We start from the raw sequence: 23,280 nt of genomic DNA on the forward strand, positions 1-23,280 counted from the left end.
TCGATTTTTGAAAAAAAGGTGCCTTTACCGCTAAATATTTGCAGTTTTTCCGCATCGATCCGTCATCAAAAAAACTCTGTCAGAATGACAGAGTTCTTATTGTAAAATCCATGTATATTTTCAGGCGTTGCTGCTTTCCTGTTCTGCAGCTTTTTTACGGCGGACGGCACCCAGAATAAGGGCCGACACCAGAGATAATGCACTGAATACAAGCGCCGACCAGAAGAGCCCGTTATAGCCCTGCTTCACGGTTACGTGAAGAGCATTCAGCAGGACATTACGCACTCCTTCATCCGGAACACTGCGAAAGCCTTCGAGAATACTGTGGTAATCGCTGCTGCCTGCCGCGCCGCCCTTCGGGCCGTAATTTTGCATCGCGTCAGCCGGCACATGAATGCCGCTCTCGGCGAAGCCTTGCTTAATTTGGCTGCCTATATTCATGAATGAACGGGCTAAGAAACCTGCGAATATCGTCGGCGCGATCGCCATGGCGATCTGACGGGATAGCGAGCTGGTTGCCACGGCGATCCCTTTATTCTTTTCACTTGCTCCCTCGGTGACCAGCACGTTAACGGGAGCGCCCAGCATGGAGCCAAAGCCGATCCCGACAAAAACACCTGCAATAATCATTTGCCATATGTTTTGTACCCAGAGCGCAAACAACAGGAAGCCTATAATCCCCAAAATGCTTGCCACTGCAATGGTCCATGTCGGCCCCTTTTTATCGACTAAAAATCCGCCACCTGCCGCGCCGATGCCGGCCGCAAGCGCTACGGGAGTAAACCAGTACCCGGCAACTGTACTTGAGACATCCAAATACTGCTCGACGAATCCCGGTATGAAAATAACAGATGCGAGAATCGCTCCCGAGAAAAACGCAATAAACAGCGTCCAGCGGAAGGTGGATTGCTGCAGCAGATTAACAGGTACGACAGGCTCTGTGCCGGTATGCTGAAGCCGTCTCTCCATATAATAAAATATGACAAGCAGAACAATAGCAGCCAGGAAAAACACATAAAACTTCCAGGAAAGAAGGCTGTCTGCCACATTCACGCCATCCAGATTCGTGAAGCTGTACATCAGGCTGAGCACGCCGAGAATCAGGACAGAAATTCCGGTCCAGTCCATTTTCGCTCTGGTATGCTCCTGCTCTTCTTTAATGAAGCGTACGCCTAAGATCAGCAGGAGAACCGCAATCGGCACATTGATCAAAAACAGCCAGTGCCAATTCCCCGTAGCCCCCAAGATAAAAGATCCAATATTCGGACCCAGCACCGACGCAACTCCATTCATGCCTCCGAGCATCCCCAGCGAACGCCCATGGCGTTCTCTCGGAAACGTCGACAGGACATAAGAGCTGGCTATGATGAAAATACCGCCGCCGCCAAGCGCCTGGATAAGCCTCGCGATCAGGAAAAATGTAAAATTCGGGCTAAGGGCTACCAGTAATGATCCGGTGCCGAATAAGATAACCTCAATAATAAACAGCCGCTTACGTCCATAACGATCCGACATCTTGCCTGCGATCGGCACACTGACGGCAAGCCCAAGTGTATATAGCGTAATAGTCCAGGCGCCCCACGTCGGGCTCACGCCGAAGGAATAAATGAGAGTCGTCAGTGAAGAAGTAATAATACCGTTATCCAATGCGGCCATGAACACGCCAATTGCAAAAATAACGAGTGAAGCCTTCATATTTTTCTGCACAGGATATCCTCCCTTACACACGTATATTCAAGCTTAGATATGTGCTCCCTAAATCCCATTCTGTGAGGTTGTACGCCCTATTCTGTCATTGTTTATTCAGATCATTATATCTAACCGGAGAATAACAGCAAAGAAAATGACCGTCAAGTCATTTTTTCTCAAAAATATATATCCATTTTGACATATCAACAATCAACAAAAAACAGCCCCGTGACCAGGACTCTGGCACAAGGCTGTTAAATGGCATTTCGTATTTAACTCAACGCTCAGGAGGACCCCAATCCGCCTGTGTGTAGCTTAACTTATTTTGTTTAAAGCTTACTCAGGTCCGAGCCGCCTTCCACTCCAACCGGGAAGTGGCATGCAACCTGACGGCCTGGCAGAATCTCTTCCAGCTTCGGCTCAACCTGGCTGCACTTTTCTTGAGCAAACGGACAGCGAGTATGGAAACGGCAGCCTGTTGGCGGATTCGCCGGTGAAGGCACGTCTCCTTGCAGTACGATCCGATTCCGTTTCTTGGTTGGGGATGGCTTCGGAATCGCCGAGAGCAATGCCGCCGTATATGGATGCAGCGGATTCGCATACAATGCCTCGGTTTCACCGACTTCAACCATCTTACCCAGATACATTACACCCACGCGGTCGGAAATGTGACGAACGACATTCAGACCATGCGCGATGAACAGAAATGTTAGTCCCATTTCCTTTTGCAGCTTCATCAGCAGGTTGATAACCTGCGATTGCACCGATACGTCGAGTGCGGATACAGCTTCATCCGCTACAATGAATTTCGGCTTCAATGCAATGGCGCGTGCAATCCCGATCCGCTGGCGTTGACCACCGGAAAATTCATGCGGATAACGATTGCGGCGTGTTGGATCGAGACCCACCAGCTTCATCAGTTCCACAACACGCTCATCAATTTCTTTTGCGGACATCTTCGTATGAATCTTGAGCGGTTCACCGATAACATCCTTGACTAGAAAACGCGGATTCAGCGAGCCGAACGGATCCTGGAAAATAATCTGCATATCTTCACGCATTTTGTTGAGTTCTCTGTGACTCAATGCATGAATATCGCGTCCGTCAATTTTAACGGAACCTTCTGTTGCCCCTTGCAACCGAAGAATAACGCGTCCGAGCGTAGACTTACCGCAGCCGGATTCTCCAACCAGACCGAAGGTTTCCCCCTCACGAATGGAGAGAGAGACATCATCAACGGCTTTAACATTACCAACAACACGATTGAGCAGGCCTTTGTGGATAGGGAAATACTTTTTAATGTTGTTTACTTCAACTAAGTTCTTAGCCATGATTGCTTTCCCCTTTCCCTAAGGCAGCTGCTGCTTTCTCTTTATCTTCATACAACCAGCATTTCGTAAAATGCTCGCTGCCAATTTTGATATCTCCTGGCTCAACCTGACGGCATTTATCCATCACATGCGGGCACCGCGGATTAAAACGGCATCCTTGCGGAAGATTACCAAGCGCCGGAATCGTACCTTTAATGGTGTACAATTCCCCGCCGCGTTCGCCTTCAAAGCCTGGAATGGACTGCAAGAGACCTACTGTATATGGATGAGAAGGGTTCGAGAAGATCTCTTCCACCGTTCCCTGCTCCACGATGGCTCCAGCGTACATAACGGCAATATGATCGGCCATTTCCGCAGCTACACCCATATCATGGGTAATGAGCAGAATCGAAGTTCCGAGCTTTTCTTTCAAATCCTGAAGCAGTTCCAGAATTTGAGCCTGAACCGTAACGTCAAGCGCAGTCGTTGGCTCATCGGCAATCAGAAGCTCTGGTTTGGCGGCCAGTGCGATCGCGATTACAACACGTTGACACATACCACCAGACAGCTGGTTCGGATACTGCTTGGCCCGGATCTCAGGAGAAGGAATACCCACCATTCTCAGAAGCTCAACGGCTTCCTTCCACGCTTCATCCTTGTTCTTGTTTTGGTGAAGACTCAAGCTTTCAGCAATCTGGTCCCCAACCGTAAAGACAGGATTCAGTGCTGACATTGGATCCTGGAAAATCATCGAGATTTTATTCCCGCGGATTTCCTTCAGTTCCTCTTGCTTTTTGGCTGCCAAATCTTGCCCCTTAAAGTTGATGTTGCCTTCTAAAATGACGCCGCCAGCATAATCAATCAAACGCATAATCGATAAGGAGGTTACGCTTTTACCGCTGCCGGACTCGCCGACGAGGCAAAGCGTCTTTCCCTTTTCAATGCTCACCGAGATGCGGTCCGTTGCTTTGACAAAACCTTTATCTGTTAAGAAGCCTGTGGTTAGATTCCGGACTTCGAGAAGCTTTTCCGCCATTTAGCTAACCTCCCCCGGGAATTTTTCTGTCTTGGATCAAGGGCATCACGAATGCCATCGCCAATGAAGTTAACAGCAAGCACGACAATCAGGATGCAAAGACCCGGATAAACCGCCTGCATTGGATTGGTAAGCATGAACTCCTGCGAGTTGCTCAGCATAAGTCCCCAGCTTGTGGCAGGAGCCTGGATACCGAGTCCAAGGTAAGAAAGACCCGATTCCGACAAAATAGCGCCGCCTACCATCAATGTTGCATTGACAATAATCGGAAAGCTTGCATTACGCATCAGATGTCTGAAGATGATTCCCCAGCTGGAGACACCGATTGCTTTGGCAGCTTCGACATACTGCATTTCACGCAGCTGCAGGAAGTTGCCCCGTACGAGACGGGCGACGCCGGTCCAGCTGGTAAATGCCAAGATCATGATCATATACGATATCTTCGTACCAAAAATGGCCATTACGAGAATGTTCAGGAAAAGCGTTGGAATCGAGTTCATGACATCGACTATCCGCATGAAGATCGTGTCAACCCATCCGCCGAAGTAGCCGGAAACCGCCCCGATAATGGAGCCGATGATAACCGTAATCGCAGCGACTGAGAAACCGATGAACATGGAAATGCGACTGCTATAAACCAAGCGAGAGAAAATATCCCGCCCGACTTCGTCTGTACCCAAAAGATGATTTCCTGTTCCTGGAGCCAGGTTGGCGATCATCAGATCAATCCTGTCTGGCTTGTAAGGAGCTATCCAATTTGCGAAAACTGCAACTAATATAAACAGAAACAATACGACAAGGCCTGACATCGCAAAGCCATTTTTTCTGAATTTGGTCCACACTGTTTTCCATGGACCCGGTGGTTTGTCGCTCGGAGGAAGCGGAGTGTTCTCCGGCACCTGCGGTTCAACAGACTGCTGCACATTCGGTGCGGACATCGCGTTCATGTCACTCATGCAGATTTTCCTCCCTTACGTCCAAGCTGTACACGTGGATCGACAAGTTTATAAAGTATATCAGCGATCAGGTTGCCCAGTACCACCACAACAGCGGTTACCAGGGCGATTGCCATCAACACGGAGTACTCTCTCGCTCTTGCCATGTCAACAAATAGGCGGCCCATGCCAGGCCAGTTAAATACACTTTCAGTTAATGTGGCACCTACGACAAGAGTTGGCAATTCCATACCTAACACTGTAATTATCGGAATTAGGGCATTACGTAATGCATGTCGGAAAATAACCTTGCGCTCGGGAACACCTTTTGCGCGCGCAGTACGAATATAATCCTGTTCCAGAACTTCAAGCATACTTGAACGGGAATATTTAGAATAAGCTGCCAGGTTGGCCAAGATGAGAACGGTACATGGCAAAATCAAATGGTACAACAAATCGATAAAGTTGCCTTGCTTATCCATGGCATACATGTCCGATAACGGAAGCCAATTAAGTTCCAACGAAAATACTTGCTGCAGAATAATACCAAACCAGAACGCCGGCATTGCAAAACCGACATACGAAACAAAGTTAGCCGTTTGATCAGAAATACCATAGGGCTTCGTACTGTTATAAATCCCCCATGGAATTGCGATAATCATGGAGATTACCCAAGAAAAGGACATTAATACAAAGGTGTTTTTCATCGTTGGCCACAGAATATCCCCAACAGGAATATTGTTTTTAAAAGTCTTGCCGAGATCGCCTGTCAACAGGTTTTTGATCCAAATCCAATACTGTTCTGGTATCGACTTATCAAGACCCAAGTTGTGCATTTGCACCTTGGCTGCTGCCGGAGACATACCAGGTGAAATCATCATCTGGGTAGGTCCGCCTGGAGCTGCATGAATCAGTCCGAACGTTACCAGTGAAATCAAAAATAGCACTAGTATGGATTGCAGTATGCGGCGGATGAGATATTCAGTCATAATTGATCCTCCTAACAAATTTACACACACCAAACACCACGACTTCCATAAAACGCAAAAAAGGGAGAGGGGGTAGATTACTCCCCCTCCAGCACCCGTTTGTGCCCTATTTTACATTATTACTTAGCGTCGCCCATCCACCATTTGATCACATGGAAGAATTCGCCATATGCCAAGTTCGATATTGGAGCATCTTCTTCGTTAAACTTGATTTTCTTGCTGTGTGCTTGCGGTGTACCGTATTGGTATAAGAAAATGTATGGAAGATCTGTAGAAATTTCAGTTGCGATTTCTTTGTAAACTTCTTTACGTTTTTCTTGGTCTACGACTTTAGTTCCTTCTTCCCACAACTTGTCAAGCTTATCGTTTTTGTAGAAGACCATGTTTTGTCCTGTCGGAGCAAAGAACTTGGAACTGAACGTAGATTCGCCGTCCGGATCCGGGCTGTTCAGAGACCAGCCGAGCAGGATTGCGTTAAATTTACCAGGAGTCAGGTTTTGCTCGTTCCATGCTGCGAAATCGATCGCTTTAGGAATCATTTCGATACCGACATCCTTGAAGTTTTGCTGCATAACGAGCGAAACTTGTTCACGACGGCTGTTGCCCGAGTTATATTGCAACTCGAAGGAGAAGCGGTGTCCGTCTTTGACCAGAATGCCGTCGCTGCCAGCTTTCCAACCTTCTTCAGCAAGCAGTTGCTTAGCCTTTTCCGGATCGAACTGGTAGTTTACTGCTGCGTCGCCTGGATCAGCCCAAGAATTAGGCATAAACGGAGCGTTCATCAGCTGTCCAACGCCCTTCAGAACGTTGTCGACCATACCTTGACGGTTAACGGCATAAGCCATCGCTTGTCTAGTTTTTTGGCCTTCCCAAGGAACGAATTTGTCCTTGAAGTTTTCTGGTTTACGGTTCAGACCTACGAATTCATATTGCGGTCCTGGCAGGGATGCAACATTGATGGAATCAATTTTCTTAACCGCATCCAGCTGAGTTACAGGAACGCCGCTTACCAAGTCGATGTCGCCTTTGATCAGTGCTTGAACCTCTGTGTTTTGGTCAGCATAGATTTTGTAGACAACAGTCGAAATGTTTGGCTTAGGACCCCAGTAGTCCGGATTCGCATCGAATTTCAGGTATTCCTTTTGCTTCCATTCCGTCCATTTCCACGGTCCGCTTGTAACGGTTTTCGCAGGATCTGTACCGTAAGAATTTTTTTGCATTTCTGTAACTTTAATATCTTTGAGCACATGTTGCGGCGCAATTTCCGCAGCAAGGCTGTATTTGAATGGAGCATATACCTGCTTCATTGTAATTTTCACGTTTTGAGCGTCTACAACTTCGATTTTTGATACTTTGTCAAAGTTGGAGATTGCTGGTGAACCCGTTTCTGGATTCATGATTGTTTCAAGTGTAAATTTCACGTCGTCAGCTGTAATTGGCTGTCCGTCGCTCCATTTCAGGTTGTCCTTCAGCTTAATCTCGTAAGTGAGACCATCTTCGGAGATCTTCATAGGCTCAGCAGCCAGGGACCAAGGCTCAGCTACGACATTTCCTTCTTTGTCATAGTCGAACAATTTTGCATAGAGGAACTGCTCAGCATCACCGGAAGCCGTATCCTGTACGAAGATCGGGTTCACGCTAACGATGTCGGAGAAAGTACCTACTGTAAGTGTTCCACCTTGTGTAGGCTCTCCACTTTCAGCCGGCTTGTCATCCGTTTTTGCTGCTTCTTCTTTCTTAGGCTCGTCCTTCGGAGCATCTGCAGTTTTGGAATCGCCGCAACCTACGAAAAGAGCACTGACAACAGACAATGATACCATCAAAGACAACCATTTTTTCTTACTTGCCATTTACCATATTCCTCCCCTTTGAAAATAAAAATGATGGATACCTGCAGTAACTGCAATGAGCATCCCAAGACCTTTCTAATAGTTCAAACGAAACATGTCAGTCTGACTATTAGGGACTTTTACACCTGTGTTGAATTCGTTCTACAGACCCCCGAATTACGTTTGAGACAATTCCCCCTCTTGTATCAACAACGTTCAAACAAGACGACGGCAACAGGTGAAACAATATATTAAAATTCAATATATCCAAATTTTAGGAGATTCCAGTCCCGAAAATGTTCATCCCAGACTAGGCTGAAATTGTGAACAATCCGGACAAATTTACGCGGACCTAATAACGCAATAAAGCATTAATGCTTTAAATGACCATCGGTCAATTGAAATCAGCAAGAATGACAATAGATCGTACTGGTTAAAAATTCCTATATAAATTTAATGTAAATGATACGTGTAAATTTATATCACGTCAATATTTTTTTTGGGCACTTCGTATTAATTTTTTTTAATGTTCAAAATCTAGCGCCAGTACAGGGTTTATCGTGAAAAAGGATACCATTTCATATCGAATTTTAATGTTAAAAGCAGAGGATGCCTGAACGAGAAATGGTCGTTTGGAAGTGACAGTAAAAATGTAAACCGCTTACATTGTAAAACTATTGTTTTTCATGTCAGGTTACCTAACACAATTGACAATTAATATAATACGTTCAAATTTACTGGAAACGAATTCATCTGTCAATGAAAAAAATTATGTAATGCATTATTTATTATTCGGTGGAATACTTCAAATTCCTTTATGGAATTATTTAATAATTGGGGAAAAGGAGACTTCATAAGTCCCCTTTTCCCCACTTTAAGCTTACTCTTGATTACGAAAGATGCCGAACACCAGCCGTTACAATTTCACAAGATCCAACAGGCAGTTCGACGCGGTTCGCACGCGCTTCAAGCTGATCCTTACTGGATTCCTCGAGAATGGTTGTTTTGTACACGGAACTGTTTTGATTGGTGAGCTGAAGCTCCAGCGTACTTGGTTCAGACTTCATGTTGAACCAGCGCAGCATGTCATCGCCAGACTCCTCGTTTACTTTCCAAGAAGAGAAGGCCAAATTCTTAGACTCCCATGTAATGGTTGTGTGCTCTGCAGGAATGGTTCCTTCATGCAGTCCCGTTTGGCTGACAGTCCATGGAATTTGGAACTGGTATGCTTCCTGATAAGCTCCGGTATCAACACCATCACCGCTGTGAGGGATGAGCTCCAAATGAACCGTATGCTCTCCAAAACACTGAGCCTCTGGTGTAAGGAAATGCCCCCAGTCACCGAGCTCGCCTACAGAACGGAGTAAGGTCACAGCAATCGTGTTGCGGCCGTCCCTTAGCACCTCGTATTCATTCAGACCCAGATTGGCTACCGTAAGGCCAGCCCCATCACCGCTGACATCAACAAAAGCTTGCTGATGCTGCGCATTACTTGGGTTTTTCCATTCCTTGGTAGGATTGTTATCACGAGTCACAATTTCGAACATGGAATCCACATGATGGTTGGAAGACTCGATGTCCGTAGGCATCAGCATCCGTACACGATGATCTTTTGCCTGATTGTTAAAGCTGGCTTCTACCTTGACGCCTTTGCCTCCCCGTTCCAGTGTGACCCGCGTGCTGATTTTCATCGGAACAGTTTCCTTCACCCGCTGCGATTTGCGCACAGGGAAATAGATCAACTCTACCTGTTCCTGATCCAGCAGCTTGTCGGCAGAGGCAGGAACCTCCCAATCATGGGTTATCTCCAGGACAGCACGGTATGCCGTATCCTCTACAACACGAATGGAAGCCTTCAGGTCTTTGGTTGTCAGAGCCTCTTCGCCCTCCGGTTGCTTATACATGTATTCATTGCCGATATCGCCGGTATCTTCATAGATCAGCAGATCGCTGTACACACGGCCTGTACGTTTATCGGAAATTGTAATACTGCCGTTTGCTGCGGCTTCTACTCGCAGGTTGTCATTTTCCATGACATGTCCCTCTTTCACAAGGGAGCCTGCTTGAATCGATAGCCCCTCGGCTGCAGATCCGCCAACCAAAGCATAGGTTCTAAGACCAAGCGAAGGAATCTGGTTCGCCTCCAACGTAATTCGGACAGCACGCGCCATAAATGGCTGACGGAATTTGTCATCCGGCAGATCATAACCAAAGCGAAGACCAAGATCCTCAAGCGTAAATGCCACTGGCTTGCCTTGCGCATCCACCACGGCACGAGCCCCGAGATCAAGCTCCTTCATTCGGCGGCTCATCTCTTCAAGGGTACCTCCGTCACGGAAGTATACACGCTGCACATCGAGATCAACGGACACGGTGCCACTGCGCTTCCAGCCGGTTGTGTTAAATACAACAAACGGAACGGTATCTTCCCCGAATGTACGGAAAACGGAAGTGTCTACCGCATCGGCTACCGCCTGCTTGCTCTCCTCAATGATCGATTCGGCAACATCGCGGCTTTTCGCAAATCGCGTGACCATTTCACGGTGGACTTCATCCACGCTGCAGCCGCAAATACTGTCATGCGGATGGTTCTGCATCAGCGTTTTCCACGCATACGTAAACAGATCATGCGGATACTCCTGGCCAGCGATGCGGGCATACGAAGCCAGCGGTTCGGCCACCTTTTCAAGCATTGCCTGTCCATGCTGGTTCATCTGCTTCAAGTAAACACGTGCAGAAGCCGTATTGACGAGCGTTCCCCAGCCATCGGTACGCTGGCTGCGGAGTTCGCCGCGAACGACGGACAGATCGCCATCTTTGGCCTTCTTCACCGCATCCAGATATTTAGGGAAGTTGGAATGCACGAACTCCGTATCCGGATATAGAGACCGCGCGGTTTCGAGTGCCTCTGCCAGATCTGTCTGGATTGGCTGATGGTCGCATCCGTTCATGTATAAAAGTTCAGGGGTCGATGCATATTTTTCAGCATCAGCCAGCTTTCTGTCCCAGAAAATTTTCGCTTCCTCCGGATCTACAGGTACCTCGTTGCCGTTGCTATACCAGTTGGCAAACAGAATACCCAGTACCTTGGAGCCGTCCGGTCCTTCCCAGATCAGCTCGGAGAACGAAGATTCATAATCAGAGTCAGCGACGGTGTTGTTAAAGCCCGTCGGTTTAACGCCGCGGCCGAACACGGCATTATCAATGCCGGATTGGCGCATAAGCTGCGGTGTCTGTCCTACAAGACCGAATGTATCAGGGAAATAACCGATTTTGGATATTTGTCCATAACGGCGGGCATCCTTGTGCCCGATCTGCATATTGCGGATGTTAGCCTCGCCGCTGGTCAGGAATGCATCCTGCAGAATATACCATGGCCCGATGAAAATACGGCCTTCGTTGATATACTTCTCCAGACGTTCCTTTTGCTCCGGGCGAACTTGAAGATAGTCCTCCAGGATGATCGTCTGTCCATCCAGATAAAAGCTTTTGTATTCCGTATCTTTTTCCAGAGTATCCATCAGTACATCCATGGTCCGGATCAAACGCATATGATGCTTTTCGTATGGCAGATACCATTCTCTGTCCCAGTGGGTATGTGAAATAATGTGTGCGGTTCTTTTAGACTTAGTCTCAGATGTCATGTGAGGTGATTCTCCTCTCGCTGTTTAGTAAAAATCATAATTTATTTATATTTAAAAGCTACCTTACTTCAACGCTCACTTCATGCGGACGGTACACTGACAATAGCTCTCCATGTCCATCTACCGCGAACAACACAGAGCGTTCCTTTTCGAGTTCAAAGGCATACGTTTTTCCAGTCGCTTCATCCTTGACAGCTACCGGCGTATTCATCGCCTGCTCGGAAACGAAAACATAAAGCGCGCCCTCTTTATATAGAAGCTTTCTGCCGTAAATTCCAGAAACTTCCCCAGAAAGCCACTTGATTTCCGGTTTGTAACCCGCCTCAGCGAGGATATAACGGTAAAGCTCGGTAACCGTCTCTTCACGGTCATTCATTTCAACAGGCAGCGGGCAGAAAAACATTTGTCCATTACCAATGGACATTTTTATGAGTTTGGTCGGCTCTGTATTTGCCGTCTGAGCTGCCCCGTTGACACCGCCCTGTTCCCCAGGAATTTCCTTAAGCAGCTGGGCAATTTTCCGGCTTCCAAAAGATACCGGCAGCTGTTTCCCATCCAGCTCCAGCACCTCTTCTCTCAGCACATTGCTGAGCATGCGGGTACCATTCTCGAATTGCCCCAATTCCTCCTGTAAGCGGCTTGTTGGATGCCAGTAAGCATCCAGCCCAATCGGTCCTGTCACAAGCAGCGTAGATCCGCTCTCCTTGATATAGTCCAGCAGGCGCTCGAATGCCTCATCAGCGATGTTGTGCGCGCTTGGCAGTAGAATCAGCTTAGGAGGAGCATCCTGTCTGAGATCGTCAATCTGGTACTCACCTACTGCGCGGAAAGGTACCTTCAGCTCATAGGATAAAATCCGGGTCAAACGTGTCGTTGCTTCAAAGGCCAGCTTACGGTTGGAGAAGTCATTGGAGTACGGGAAAATAGCGACCACGTCTTCAAGCTGGCGTTCTACGAACAAGTCGCGGGTCTTGCCTATAAAGCTGCCGAAGTCATAGGACACATCCGCTTCCGGCTTCTCAGTACCGTCGGCACGCAGGGCTCCGATATGCGACTCATTGGCGTTATCCATATAGAAATTGGTATTCCAAATCCAGTGGATTGCGCCTGCGCCCCCGGTTGAGAACGCATATGCATACTTACGTTCCAGGATGGAGCGAAGCTCCTTCTCGCTCCGTTTGGCGCGTCCGTCTGGTGTTTCCACATACATAATGCCGGTTTCCTGAATCAGGTTCGGCTTGTCCACGGTCTTGGCAAAGATACCGTCCCATACTAACTGGTCATTAAGCCACCAGGAGTGAACTGTCGTATAATCTACGGCCTCGCCGTAGAAAAACGGTGATGGCCGCGATGCGCCAAGTGCCTCGTCCTGACCTACAGTCACGAGCTGATCCGCGTTATCCCGTTTGATAGCTCCTGTAAGCTCGGATGCCCAGCGGTTATGCATATCCATGGAGAAGAGCACATAATCCAGCCAGCGGGTACCCTTCTTGCCCGAGTGGATATCCTGAATGTCGAAGTTGATCTCTGAAGCCTCCGGCGGTACCGCAGCCGTGAAGTTCGGCAGCTGCTCCGGTGTCATGTTCCAACGCTCCTGCAGAGCGGAAATATCTCCATGGCGATTTTTCAGCCATTCCACAAATGCCGCCTTTTCAAACGGGTCACGCGCAGAACGTGGTCCATCCGAGAAGATACGCTCCGGGTCAAACATCGACGGCTCGTTGATCAAATCCCAATCCACATTGGACGTCGCCTTGTGGCGCAGGGTAATGGAACGGATAAAACGCTTTTGTGCTTCAAGACTGCGCGGATCTAAATAAGGATTCAAGCCTTCCCATGCCTCCGGTGTAAACGAGAAGAATGTAAAGGTTACCTGCAATCCATGCTTCTTCGCAGTCAGCAGGAAAGCGTCAATGGAACGCAGTACTTCCTCGGAAGCATGTCCATCCGATTGCATGATATTACGGTATGCGGTCCAGATTCCGGTCCGGATCCAGTTGATGCCCGCATGCGCCATCTGAGCCATATCCCGGTCCCAAACTGCCGTATTTGGTAAAAACAGAAACTTACGTGCCACATCGGATGTCATGTATGTCATACCTACGACAGGCAAAGGTCTTCCATCTTTAATGAAATAATCGCGACCACAGGTTATTGGAGCCCCTTCGCTGAGCAAGTCAGCATCATGTCCCCAATATCCCTGCTTCAGAAGACGTGTCTCTCCATGCTCGGACTCCGCCCGGCACTCTACCCTATACATTCCCGGCTTTATATCCACTGGAACAGGAATGCGCAGTATCTCAAGCTCATGACCAGCTTGAATGGAGACCTCTGTTGCAAAAACGGGATCCTGCTCATCCTGATGATGTACGGTAATGGAGAAGTTCCATTCCGTCAGCTGCTCTCCAACATCGCGCCCAAGATCCTGCGCCTGCAGCGTCAGGACTGCGCGTTCTCCTGGCAGATAAGCCGCATAGCCTGGCTTAAGGCTCCACTCGGTGACGCCATGACTGCAATATGCAGCCCACTCAAGCAGCGCTTCCGCTCCGCCCTGTTCCCAAAAATGCTTACTCACGTTTTGGTTGACAAACAGCCAGCGTCCACCCGCAAAAGGTCCCCTGCTGTTCTCCCACAGGACTGCAGGCGCAGCAACTTCACGCCCCTCAGCCGAGATACCTTTGAGTACGGCTGAAATTTGCGTATCCATCGAGCCAGCCGAGCCCATTTGATGTGGCAGCTCCACATTTTTCGTAACATGCGGAACCAGATTCCAGGTGTCCGCCACTTCGAACAGTGCCTCATGACCTTCAAACAGCGGATTCAGCGTATCTGCATTCAGCAGTTTTACCGGATCCGACTCGACGCGCAGCGCCTCATGTATATGAAGCTGCTGATGATATGCAGTCTGCTCTGCTTCGACCTTCCACTTGCCCTCTGACTTTCTTACCGGACGTTTGAATGGTGCCCCGCCCAGGCTGACCAGGTTGCCACCACGCTTCAAGAAGGCCAGTACAGCCGTCCACGCCTGCTTCGGCACATAAGGTGCATGCAGCATCACCAGTGTACCTCCCGCAAGCTCGTTCAGCGCAGACTCAAGTCCATCAGCATCTGCCACTTGACCCGCTTCCTGCAGCATGTGAAGCTCCTGCTCTCCCGGCCGTCCTCCCTCATACGGAAAAGATTTATCATAAAATATCAACATATCGCTCAAGAATGTTCGCTCCTTTCGCTCCCATGGATCAGCGTTACAGCTTTATTTTTCCTTCTTCAATAAGTCCCCAGATCAGTTCAGCGAAGATGCTGTTAGCCCATGCAAACCAAGGGCGCGTAAACTGTGATGGATCATCCACATGGAATCCCTCATGCATAAAGCCAGTATCGGCATCTGTACGCAGAATGGTATCTACGATTTCCTGCACCTCGGCTGCATCTATAGATGTCAGCGCCTGCATAGCCAGACTGATGTGCCAAATATAGCGGTCAGGCGTATGCGGGCTGCCGATGCCTTTGGCGACTGTGCCTTCATAATAATAAGGATTCTCTTCACTCAGGATGAAACGTCTGGTATTCTGGTACACCGGATCATTTTTGTCCGCATAGCCGATATACGGAATGGACAGCAGGCTTGGTACATTGGCATCATCCATCAGATTGTGATTGCCGAAGCCGTCAGTTTCATAAGCATAGATTTTGCCGTACTTTGGATGGCGGTAAGTGCCATATGTTTGGATGCCAAAGTCGATTTCTTCCTTCAGCACAGCTGCTGCTTCTTCCCAGTCCTCATCTTTGTAAATTTCCCGGGCAATTTCCTCCATATAACCAAGAACGACAACAGCAAACATATTGGAAGGAACCAGATAGCCAAATGTGCAGGCATCATCGCTTGGGCGGAAGCCCGACCAGGTCATTCCGGTATAGTTTACCGGCATCCCTTTGCGGTTGTTACGGAGCGTGTCCGATTTCGGTCCTTGTGTACGCGCAAATAAATATTGGGAATCTTCAAAGTGATTTTGTTCTGTTTTCCAAAGCTCGATGATCGACTTCGCAGCCTTTCTGTATTTGGCGTCGAAAATATCCGTGTTGCCCGTCGCCTTCCAGTAAAGGTAGCTTAGCTGTATCGGGTAGCAAAGTGAATCAATCTCATATTTGCGTTCCCAAATCCAAGGGCCCATCTCCGTCAAATCCTGATCCCAGCTTTTATAGTTCGGTTGTTCGTTGAACGCATTCGCATAAGGATCAATTAGGATGCATTCCACCTGACGGCTTACCAGTCCGCCAATCAGACGCTGCAAATCCTTGTCTTCTTTAGCAAACGGCAGGTACTGACGCACCTGGGCACTGGAATCACGCAGCCACATTGCCGGAATATCGCCGGTAAATACAAAAGTCGTGCCATCGTCAAGCAGACGAGTGGTGGTTTCCAGCGTGTTCGGATAGCATTGACGGAACATCTTTGCCAGTTTTTCGTTTTGCAGCGTTTCGTCTGCTTTCTTCATCGCCTTTTGAATGGCAGCTGGTAATACAGTTGTCATAGTGAGTAACTTCCTCTCTTGTATTAAAACATATAATGAGTGCTTGGACATGAATAGAAAGACCTGGCAAGCGCATGTGTGCCGTCCAGGTCTTTTCTTTGTTGTACTGCTCTTCTGAAATTACGAAAGGGTCAAACTATTTCTTTTGCGCCGCTCTCCACTCGTCCACTTGCTTTTGAACTTCAGCCATAACGGTATCAAGTCCTGCAGCTTTGAACTTCTGGTCAGCTTTAGCGATGTAATCCTTCGGATCCACTGTACCTGTCATCAGAGCAGGCATGTATTCATCCGATACGTTTTTAAGGGCTGCCATTTCAGTTTGCACTTTAGATGGATCGAAGTGGAAACCAAGCAGCGGACTGCTGTTTGCATCGGTATTAAATTTCTTGAACTGTTCCCATTTATCCTTCGGATCATTGTCATACAGGTTCAGAATGAACTCGTTGCCAAGAGCAAAGGAAGGCATGTCATAGTCTTTTGAAGCTGGCAGGTCTGTAACGGTTCCGTCAGCATTTTTCTTGTAGTGTGTTCCTTCGATACCCATATCCACCAGGTTGCGGAGATAAGGATCGGTGTTAAGCAGGTTCAGGAATTCCATCGCCTTCTCTGGATTTTCGGAAGTGCTGGAGATTGCCATCATCGAGCCGAGAACAGATGTGTTCGTTGCAATTGCATCACCAGCAGGCTTGGATTCTACATCATAACCCATGCTGCGGGACCAAGTCAGATCTGCGTATGGCTGGCTGTCAGCCATATCCACGAGCCATTTTCCGTTTTTCTGATAATCGGAGTTGGTTGATGTTGCAATATCAGCTGGAAGATATCCTGCCTTGTAATATTTATGCAATGTTTCGAATGTCTTCATTGTATCAGGTTGATCCAGGAAATTCACGACTTTATAATCGGTTGAATTAAATGGTACCGCCATTGGCAATTTCTCAGTAATGAAGTCATAGGCCAGATAAGGAGATGTATTCTTGTCTCCCCATAGTGGAGCGTAGCCTTCTTTTTCTTTGAATGTTTTCAAAATTGGCTCAAGGCTTTCCAGCGAGTTCACGTTGGAGATGTCTAGCCCGTCTTTTTCCACCAACTGCTTGTTGAAGCGGAATACTCTTTGTGTTGCTACTTCTTTATTGGTAGGGATACCATAAATTTTACCGTCTACCTTCGCGCCTTCAATAAACTTCGGATCGAGCGCTTTCACAATTCCTTGTCCTTTGCTATCCAGCAGATCGTCAATCGCTACAAATGCGCCTTTGGCAACATTCTGCAGATAGTCATTCGCCCAAGAAGATGTAAATGCGATATCGTAAGGCTCACCAGAAGCGGTGATTACCTGCATTTTTTTGCTGTAATCGCCGAAGCCGATCATTTTAAGGTCAACGGTTGCGTTAATTTTCTCTTTGGTGTATTCGTTGATCTTTTCAACAACCTTATCTGTATCCTTTTGCGGATCGCCAATTTGATACCAAACCAGTTGATAAGGCTTTTCTTTCTTGTCGCTACCGCTTGCGCTGGATCCTTCATCTTTGGAGCCGCCGCATCCGGCGAGTACAACTGAAAATACAGTGACCAAGCTGACCATGGTAGCCAATTTCTTTTTCCACATGTGAAAATCCCCCTTCGTTGATCTTTCTCAATTTACTGCTTACGCTGTGGAACTAAATTGCTATTTTCAATTTACCGGTAATGGGTTGACTCACGAGCAGGCGCTCGGGCTGATAAATCAGCCCTTCACCGCACCTACTGTAAGACCGGAAATGAAAAACCTTTGGAAGAATGGATAGGCCAGTACGATTGGCACAGTTGCCAAAACGACCATCGCCATTCGCGCAGAATCCTGAGGCAAAGAGCTAAGTAGAGCCATACCTTGACCCGAGCTGCTCATTGCAGAGTTCGTTACCAGGAACTGCATGCTGTTCTCGATACGCATAAGGAGTGCTTGCAATGGTACCAGATTTGGGCTGTCAATGTACAGCAGGGCATTAAACCAGTCATTCCAGTAGCCCAGTGTACTGAACAAGCCAATCGTAGCCAGACCGGGAAGCGAAATCGGAAGCACAACGCTGTAGAATACGCGCAGCTCACCGGCTCCGTCGATCTTGCCCGCTTCAATGATGGCATCCGGTACTGTCGTCCGGTAGAATGTCCTCATAATCATAATGTAGAAGGCGTTTACCGCTAGCGGCAGTATGAGTGCCCAGAGCGTGTCCTTCAAATGAAGCATACGGGTGTTAATGATATAAGATGGCACCATGCCTCCGTTAAAGAGCATCGTGAAAATCGCAATAAACGAAAAGAAGTTACGATATTTGAAACTGGAACGGGAAATTGCGTATGCAAAGTGCGAAATCAGAATCAGTGATAGCACCGCACCTGCCACGGTAACCAATACGGTAATCCCAAAAGATCGCAGCAGCTGGTCACCCGTCTTGAAAATATACTTGTAAGCCTCAACGCTCCACTCTTTCGGAATAATACGGTATCCATCCGTTGCCAGCGCCTTCTCATTCGTAAACGAGATAATAACGACGAACAGGAATGGAAATACGCAAGCGATTGAGAAAACAGATGCAATCACATTCAAAACCGTGTTAGACAGCCGTGAAGGCTGATTTAAAGTTCTTGTCTTGGCCAAAGCCTTTACCCCCTTTCTGGATTAGAACAATGCGCTGTCCTTGTCGATCTTCCGAACGATCAGGTTGGCAGCCATGACCAGAATAAATCCGACCAGCGACTGGTATAATCCGGCGGCGGTACTCATGCCAATTTCGCCCGTTGCTGTGAGACCGCGGTATACGTAAGTATCGATCGTGTTGGTTACCGCATAAAGTGCTCCCGAATCGCGCGGTAGCTGGAAGAACAGACCGAAGTCAGAGTAGAAAATGCGTCCCACATTCAGCAGCGTGAGCGTGATAATCAGCGGCTGGATGGATGGAAGTGTAATGCTCTTGAACTGCTGCCATTTGCTTGCTCCGTCAATCATGGCCGCTTCGTAATACGAACGGTCAATGCCGACGATCGCCGCCAGATACATGACACTTGTATATCCGAGCTCTTTCCATACATTCATGACAATCAGAATGACTGGCCAATAGGTTTTGTCCGAATACCATGAGATTGGGTGCAGCCCGACACCAGTGAGAATCTGGTTCAGAACCCCCTTGTCTTCACTCAGGAAAGCGAATGCGAAATAACCAATAATGACCCATGACAAAAAGTGTGGCAGAAACATCCCCGTCTGATACACTTTTGCGAGTTTTTTATTTACAATTTCACTCAATACAACTGCCATTGCCACTGAACAGATCAGGCCCAGAATAATAAAGGCCAAATTATAAAGCAGCGTATTCCTAGTTATGATGTAAGCGTCTTGGGTAGCGAACAAAAACTTAAAGTTCTTGAATCCGACCCAGTCGCTATGAAACAAGCTTGCCCAAAATCCGTCCCTGGAATAGCGATAGCTTTTAAAAGCTATAATCGTACCCACCATAGGCAAATAGGAAAATAGCAGGAACCAAATGGTTGCCGGCAAGACCATCAACAAAAACCACTTGTTCCGGCTGATGTTTTTTAGCATGTTGGCAAAGCCTTTCATGTTCGTCCCTCCCCCTCTGTACATTCAGTATAATTTGAAAGCGTTTTCCGAAAAAGTTGAAATACTATAGAATTGATGGACAAACTAAATACAAAATAAGTCCATAGGCATAGATCGCTACAAAATTAGCTGTAAATGTAAGCCTTTGCCCCTAAAAACAAAAAACTGATGCGATCCGATTGGATCACACCAGCCCTTTGAATTCCGCAGGCGAGACGCCGACGTATTTTTTAAACTGTCTGAAAAAATAACTGTTATCCAGATACCCCGTCATTCGCGCCACTTCCTGAACCTTCAGGTTTGAGCGCTTCAGAAGCTCCTTGGCCTTCTCAATACGGTAGGAGTTTACATAATCGGAGAGCGACTTTCCCGTTTCGCGGTGGAACAGTTGTCCCAGATAAACCGCATTAATATTGTATTCCTGTCCGAGCAGCTTCAGCGACAGCTCGTCCGCATAATGCTCATGGATTTGTGTCAGTACCTGCTTCACCACCGGACTCAGCGATTGCTGACCCTGCAGATATGCCATAACATTCTCGGCTGCTAGCATAACTTGTTTCTTTAATTCGCCCATGGTCAGAGAACTGAATACGCCTGCAAAAATGCTCTTATACCCCTCAGCTTCCTCCGGATCAGGAAGATTCGCTTCCTTAATGGCCTGTTTGAACCAGATAATCATTTCAACAACTCGGTTCTGAACCTGGTACGGCGTAATTCCTTCCGTACTGGATAGCTGGTCTAGATCGTTCTCAATCCGCTGCAGCAGTTCCTCCTGTTGAAGGGATAGAAGCAGCCTGGAATACTCACCCCAATCCGGCACATGGATACTGCTACCGGATTGGTTTTTCAACTCCTCTACCCGCTTATTCGTCAGAATCAGATGATGCGGGCTGATCAGAAAAAATTGCTGTACTCTCTTGGCATCCCGATAGCTTTCCGCCGCCCCGTCAAGACCGCTCTGCAGCTCGCCCATCGATACCAACAGCTCAAACGGATAAATAATGCGCAGCTGATCCATCAGCTGGTTGAATGCAGCTTCCACGGTATCTTGATCTTCACTGCTGCCGTATCCAAACACAACGACAATATCGCTGTCCCAATCCACAAAGCAAATTCCTGGCGCCAGCTCATCATGCTCCGTCATTGATCGTACCCGCTGATACACCTGCTCCAGCTTTTCGTTGCGGTATAGAATCAAGTCTTCATGCTGTGGGCTCGGGGGAATCATCGGTTTAATCACAGCGGTTTCATAACATTCATGCGGGATCTCTAAGCTTAACAGCTGGCCCCGTTCGAGCAGCTCATCATGCTCAATTTGTCCACTCACCCACCGGTTCAGGATATTGCTCCGTAAAATGTCCATATCTTGATGGGCCATGGTCTGCGCTTGAGTGCTCTGGATTTTATCCACTGTGCTTTTCAATGTCTGCTTCAGTTCTTCCACATTGATCGGTTTGAGCAGATAATTTTCAATCCCGTATTTCATGCCCTCTTTAACATAGTTGAATTCGTTGTAACCACTGAGGATGATTATTTTCAAATCGGGAAACAAGGCTCTTGCTTCCCGAATCAACTCCAGCCCCGTCATCTCCGGCATCGTGATGTCCGTAATCAAGATATCCGCCGGATGCTCCTGCAGCGAAGCGAGCGCTTCCTTACCATTTTCTGCACTTCCAATAATCTCGAGTTGATAATCGGACCAGTCCAAGATGGAATAAAGTCCTTCTACAATAAACGGCTCATCATCCACCAGAAACACTTTATACATGCTGTTCCTCCTCTGTTGAAAACGGGATGCAGATGGATACCCGCGTTCCTTGATCCGGTGTGCTGTCAATCTTCAATCCGTAAGGATCTCCGTACAACAGCCGCAGGCGTTCCGCCACATTTTTGAGTCCCAGCGAATCCGACGAAAACTCACCTGGCTCCTTTAACCGGCTTTGAATTTCTGCCAGTTTTTCACCGGATATACCTTTTCCGTTGTCCTTAATATCAATGAGGATGCCCTGCTCTCCCGCATACGCATGAATACCTATCCAATTATCGGTTCGGCCTGAACGAATCCCGTGAAGAATATAATTTTCAATCGCAGGTTGTACCGATAACTTCAAAATGGAAGCCTGCTGCACACCCGGTTCCACATCGATGGTAAAATGAAAACGCTCCTTGTAGCGTATCCGGAACATCTCCAGGTAATTGCGGGAATTTTCAATTTCCTCACTGAGCTTTACCATCGTTTCTTTCTTCACCAGATATTTGAAAAGCGATGATAAAATATACGTCATTTCAGCCACATCATCCGCTCCTTTGGCTATCGCCCTCATCCGGATGACTTCAAGCGTGTTGTATAAAAAATGCGGATTGATCTGAGCCTGAAAAGCCACCAGTTCCGCATGTTTCTGTTTAATTTCGGAAATGTAGACTTGATGGATATGCCGGTTTAAGTCCTCACACATCTGATTAAAGCTGGCGGATATATCACCAAGCTCATCTTCACGTACGACCGGCAGCCGGACCGACAGGTTTCCGTTACGGACGATTCGCATCCCGTGAATAATATTCTGCGTACGCCTGGATACATTTTTCACTGCCAAATACGATAATAAAAAGGTCACTAGGATGCTCAGTCCCGTCAGACCGATAATTAACCTCTTCAAATTGCCATAGCTTTTCTCCACATCCGATACATGGACTACCTGCACGACTTCCAGCTTGGACTTGCTGTTATCCTGCCGGGTAACAAACGAGTCTTCATCCAGCATCAGCCGCTCCTGTCCCTTCACCGATATGACCTGATCGTAATAGGGATATGGTTTCGTTGTCGGCTTGGCCGCTGTATCGAACATGATCTCCCCGTTTGGCAGCATCACCATCAAATGACCCGTAAAGTTCTGATTCATGTTATCGATGGCCTTGAATATATTTTGAGTGGGATACACGAGCAGAATATATCCGACATCCTTCAGCGTCGCGGGATCGTTGATCCGGTATGCAATGCTGTATGTGCCTGTTTCCGGAGAGGCAATCACTGTATTAAACTTCAGATTAATATCACCTGAGAGATCCTTGCCCAGTAAAGGAATCATTTCTTTGGGGATCCCTTCGCCTTCCCTCAGTTGCTGGTACTCCTGGTTATCATTTTGCTCATAACGATACACGAATTTCTTCTCTTTACTGTACAGCATAATGCTGGACAGGTCTGTATCTTTTTCCAACTGGCCACGAATGAAGCTGTCTACATTCCTGGAAGCGAAATATCCGGATTCCGTATACACGTCCAGATGATGTTTAATGTAGGTTTCATAATCATTTTTCATAAATGCCAAAAAATCATCGGACAGTGCATTATCCTGATAAATTTGCAGTACGGCCTGCTCCGCGTTTGTCATTTTCAGATTCAAATACTCGGAGACACTGTGCACGGTCTTCTGCTGTGCTGCCAGCTCCTTTTCCTGAAATGATTGGGAGATAAAATAAAAAATGACGAATGCCAGCGTCAAAAATGTGGTTGTGGTGATAATCGTATAGATCAGGATCATTTTATTGAAAAGCTTGTTCTTAATATACTTCTGGTAGCTCTTCTTCAGCATTTTTCTTCTCTCACTTCCTCCGGGCTACCTTTAATGATGACAGATATTATGATACCTCTTCCAAATCCACTTATTCAAATGTCGGAATGTTGAACAATGCAAAAAACCAGCATCCTGGTGTTATCCAG

General features: G+C 47.4%; 14 protein-coding genes. All 14 read right to left on the bottom strand.

The genetic code is table 11. The features are described from left to right. Positions 1-120: 120 nt before the first annotated feature. On the bottom strand, positions 121-1,707 hold the full coding sequence (locus E6W40_RS20680; protein WP_136607501.1) for an MFS transporter: 1,587 nt from the start codon (positions 1,705-1,707) through the stop codon (positions 121-123). 311 nt (positions 1,708-2,018) lie between these two features. Further along, positions 2,019-3,020: an ABC transporter ATP-binding protein gene (locus E6W40_RS20685; RefSeq protein ID WP_136607502.1), complete on the bottom strand. Its 1,002-nt coding sequence runs from the start codon at positions 3,018-3,020 to the stop codon at positions 2,019-2,021. Next, complete coding sequence (locus E6W40_RS20690; RefSeq protein WP_136607503.1) at positions 3,013-4,035, bottom strand: ABC transporter ATP-binding protein; 1,023 nt, start codon at positions 4,033-4,035, stop codon at positions 3,013-3,015. Before E6W40_RS20690 ends, E6W40_RS20685 begins: the two co-directional genes overlap by 8 nt. Beyond that, positions 4,002-4,973 carry an ABC transporter permease gene (locus E6W40_RS20695; protein WP_136608179.1) on the bottom strand — a complete coding sequence of 324 codons (972 nt, stop codon included), beginning with the start codon at positions 4,971-4,973 and terminating at the stop codon, positions 4,002-4,004. Before E6W40_RS20695 ends, E6W40_RS20690 begins: the two co-directional genes overlap by 34 nt. Positions 4,974-4,987: 14 nt before the next feature. Further along, entirely contained in the window at positions 4,988-5,959 is a 972-nt protein-coding gene (locus E6W40_RS20700; protein WP_136607504.1) for an ABC transporter permease, read from the bottom strand. Between the two features lie 119 nt (positions 5,960-6,078). Then, positions 6,079-7,809, bottom strand: a complete 1,731-nt coding sequence (locus tag E6W40_RS20705; RefSeq protein WP_136607505.1) for a peptide-binding protein — start codon at positions 7,807-7,809, stop codon at positions 6,079-6,081. Positions 7,810-8,678: 869 nt separating this feature from the next. Continuing rightward, positions 8,679-11,432: an alpha-mannosidase gene (locus tag E6W40_RS20710; RefSeq protein WP_136607506.1), complete on the bottom strand. Its 2,754-nt coding sequence runs from the start codon at positions 11,430-11,432 to the stop codon at positions 8,679-8,681. A 58-nt stretch (positions 11,433-11,490) separates the two neighbouring features. Next, complete coding sequence (locus tag E6W40_RS20715) at positions 11,491-14,634, bottom strand: beta-galactosidase (protein ID WP_136608180.1); 3,144 nt, start codon at positions 14,632-14,634, stop codon at positions 11,491-11,493. A 43-nt stretch (positions 14,635-14,677) separates the two neighbouring features. Further along, positions 14,678-15,964 (bottom strand): glycoside hydrolase family 125 protein, encoded by a 1,287-nt coding sequence (locus tag E6W40_RS20720; protein WP_136607507.1) that lies wholly within the window; start codon positions 15,962-15,964, stop codon positions 14,678-14,680. 136 nt (positions 15,965-16,100) lie between these two features. Next, positions 16,101-17,573 (bottom strand): ABC transporter substrate-binding protein, encoded by a 1,473-nt coding sequence (locus E6W40_RS20725; RefSeq protein WP_136607508.1) that lies wholly within the window; start codon positions 17,571-17,573, stop codon positions 16,101-16,103. Positions 17,574-17,690: 117 nt separating this feature from the next. Continuing rightward, positions 17,691-18,602, bottom strand: coding sequence for a carbohydrate ABC transporter permease (locus tag E6W40_RS20730; RefSeq protein ID WP_136607509.1), 912 nt, complete (start codon positions 18,600-18,602; stop codon positions 17,691-17,693). 21 nt (positions 18,603-18,623) lie between these two features. Further along, positions 18,624-19,562 carry an ABC transporter permease gene (locus E6W40_RS20735; RefSeq protein WP_136607510.1) on the bottom strand — a complete coding sequence of 313 codons (939 nt, stop codon included), beginning with the start codon at positions 19,560-19,562 and terminating at the stop codon, positions 18,624-18,626. Between the two features lie 184 nt (positions 19,563-19,746). Next, the gene (locus tag E6W40_RS20740; protein WP_136607511.1) at positions 19,747-21,330 is read right to left on the bottom strand and encodes a response regulator transcription factor; all 1,584 of its coding nucleotides are present in this window, start codon (positions 21,328-21,330) and stop codon (positions 19,747-19,749) included. Next, positions 21,323-23,152: a cache domain-containing sensor histidine kinase gene (locus E6W40_RS20745; RefSeq protein ID WP_136607512.1), complete on the bottom strand. Its 1,830-nt coding sequence runs from the start codon at positions 23,150-23,152 to the stop codon at positions 21,323-21,325. Before E6W40_RS20745 ends, E6W40_RS20740 begins: the two co-directional genes overlap by 8 nt. Positions 23,153-23,280 lie beyond the last annotated feature (128 nt).

Origin of the sequence: Paenibacillus dokdonensis (assembly GCF_004916975.1) — a bacterium.
Classification (GTDB): Bacteria; Bacillota; Bacilli; order Paenibacillales; family Paenibacillaceae; genus Paenibacillus_AQ; species Paenibacillus_AQ dokdonensis.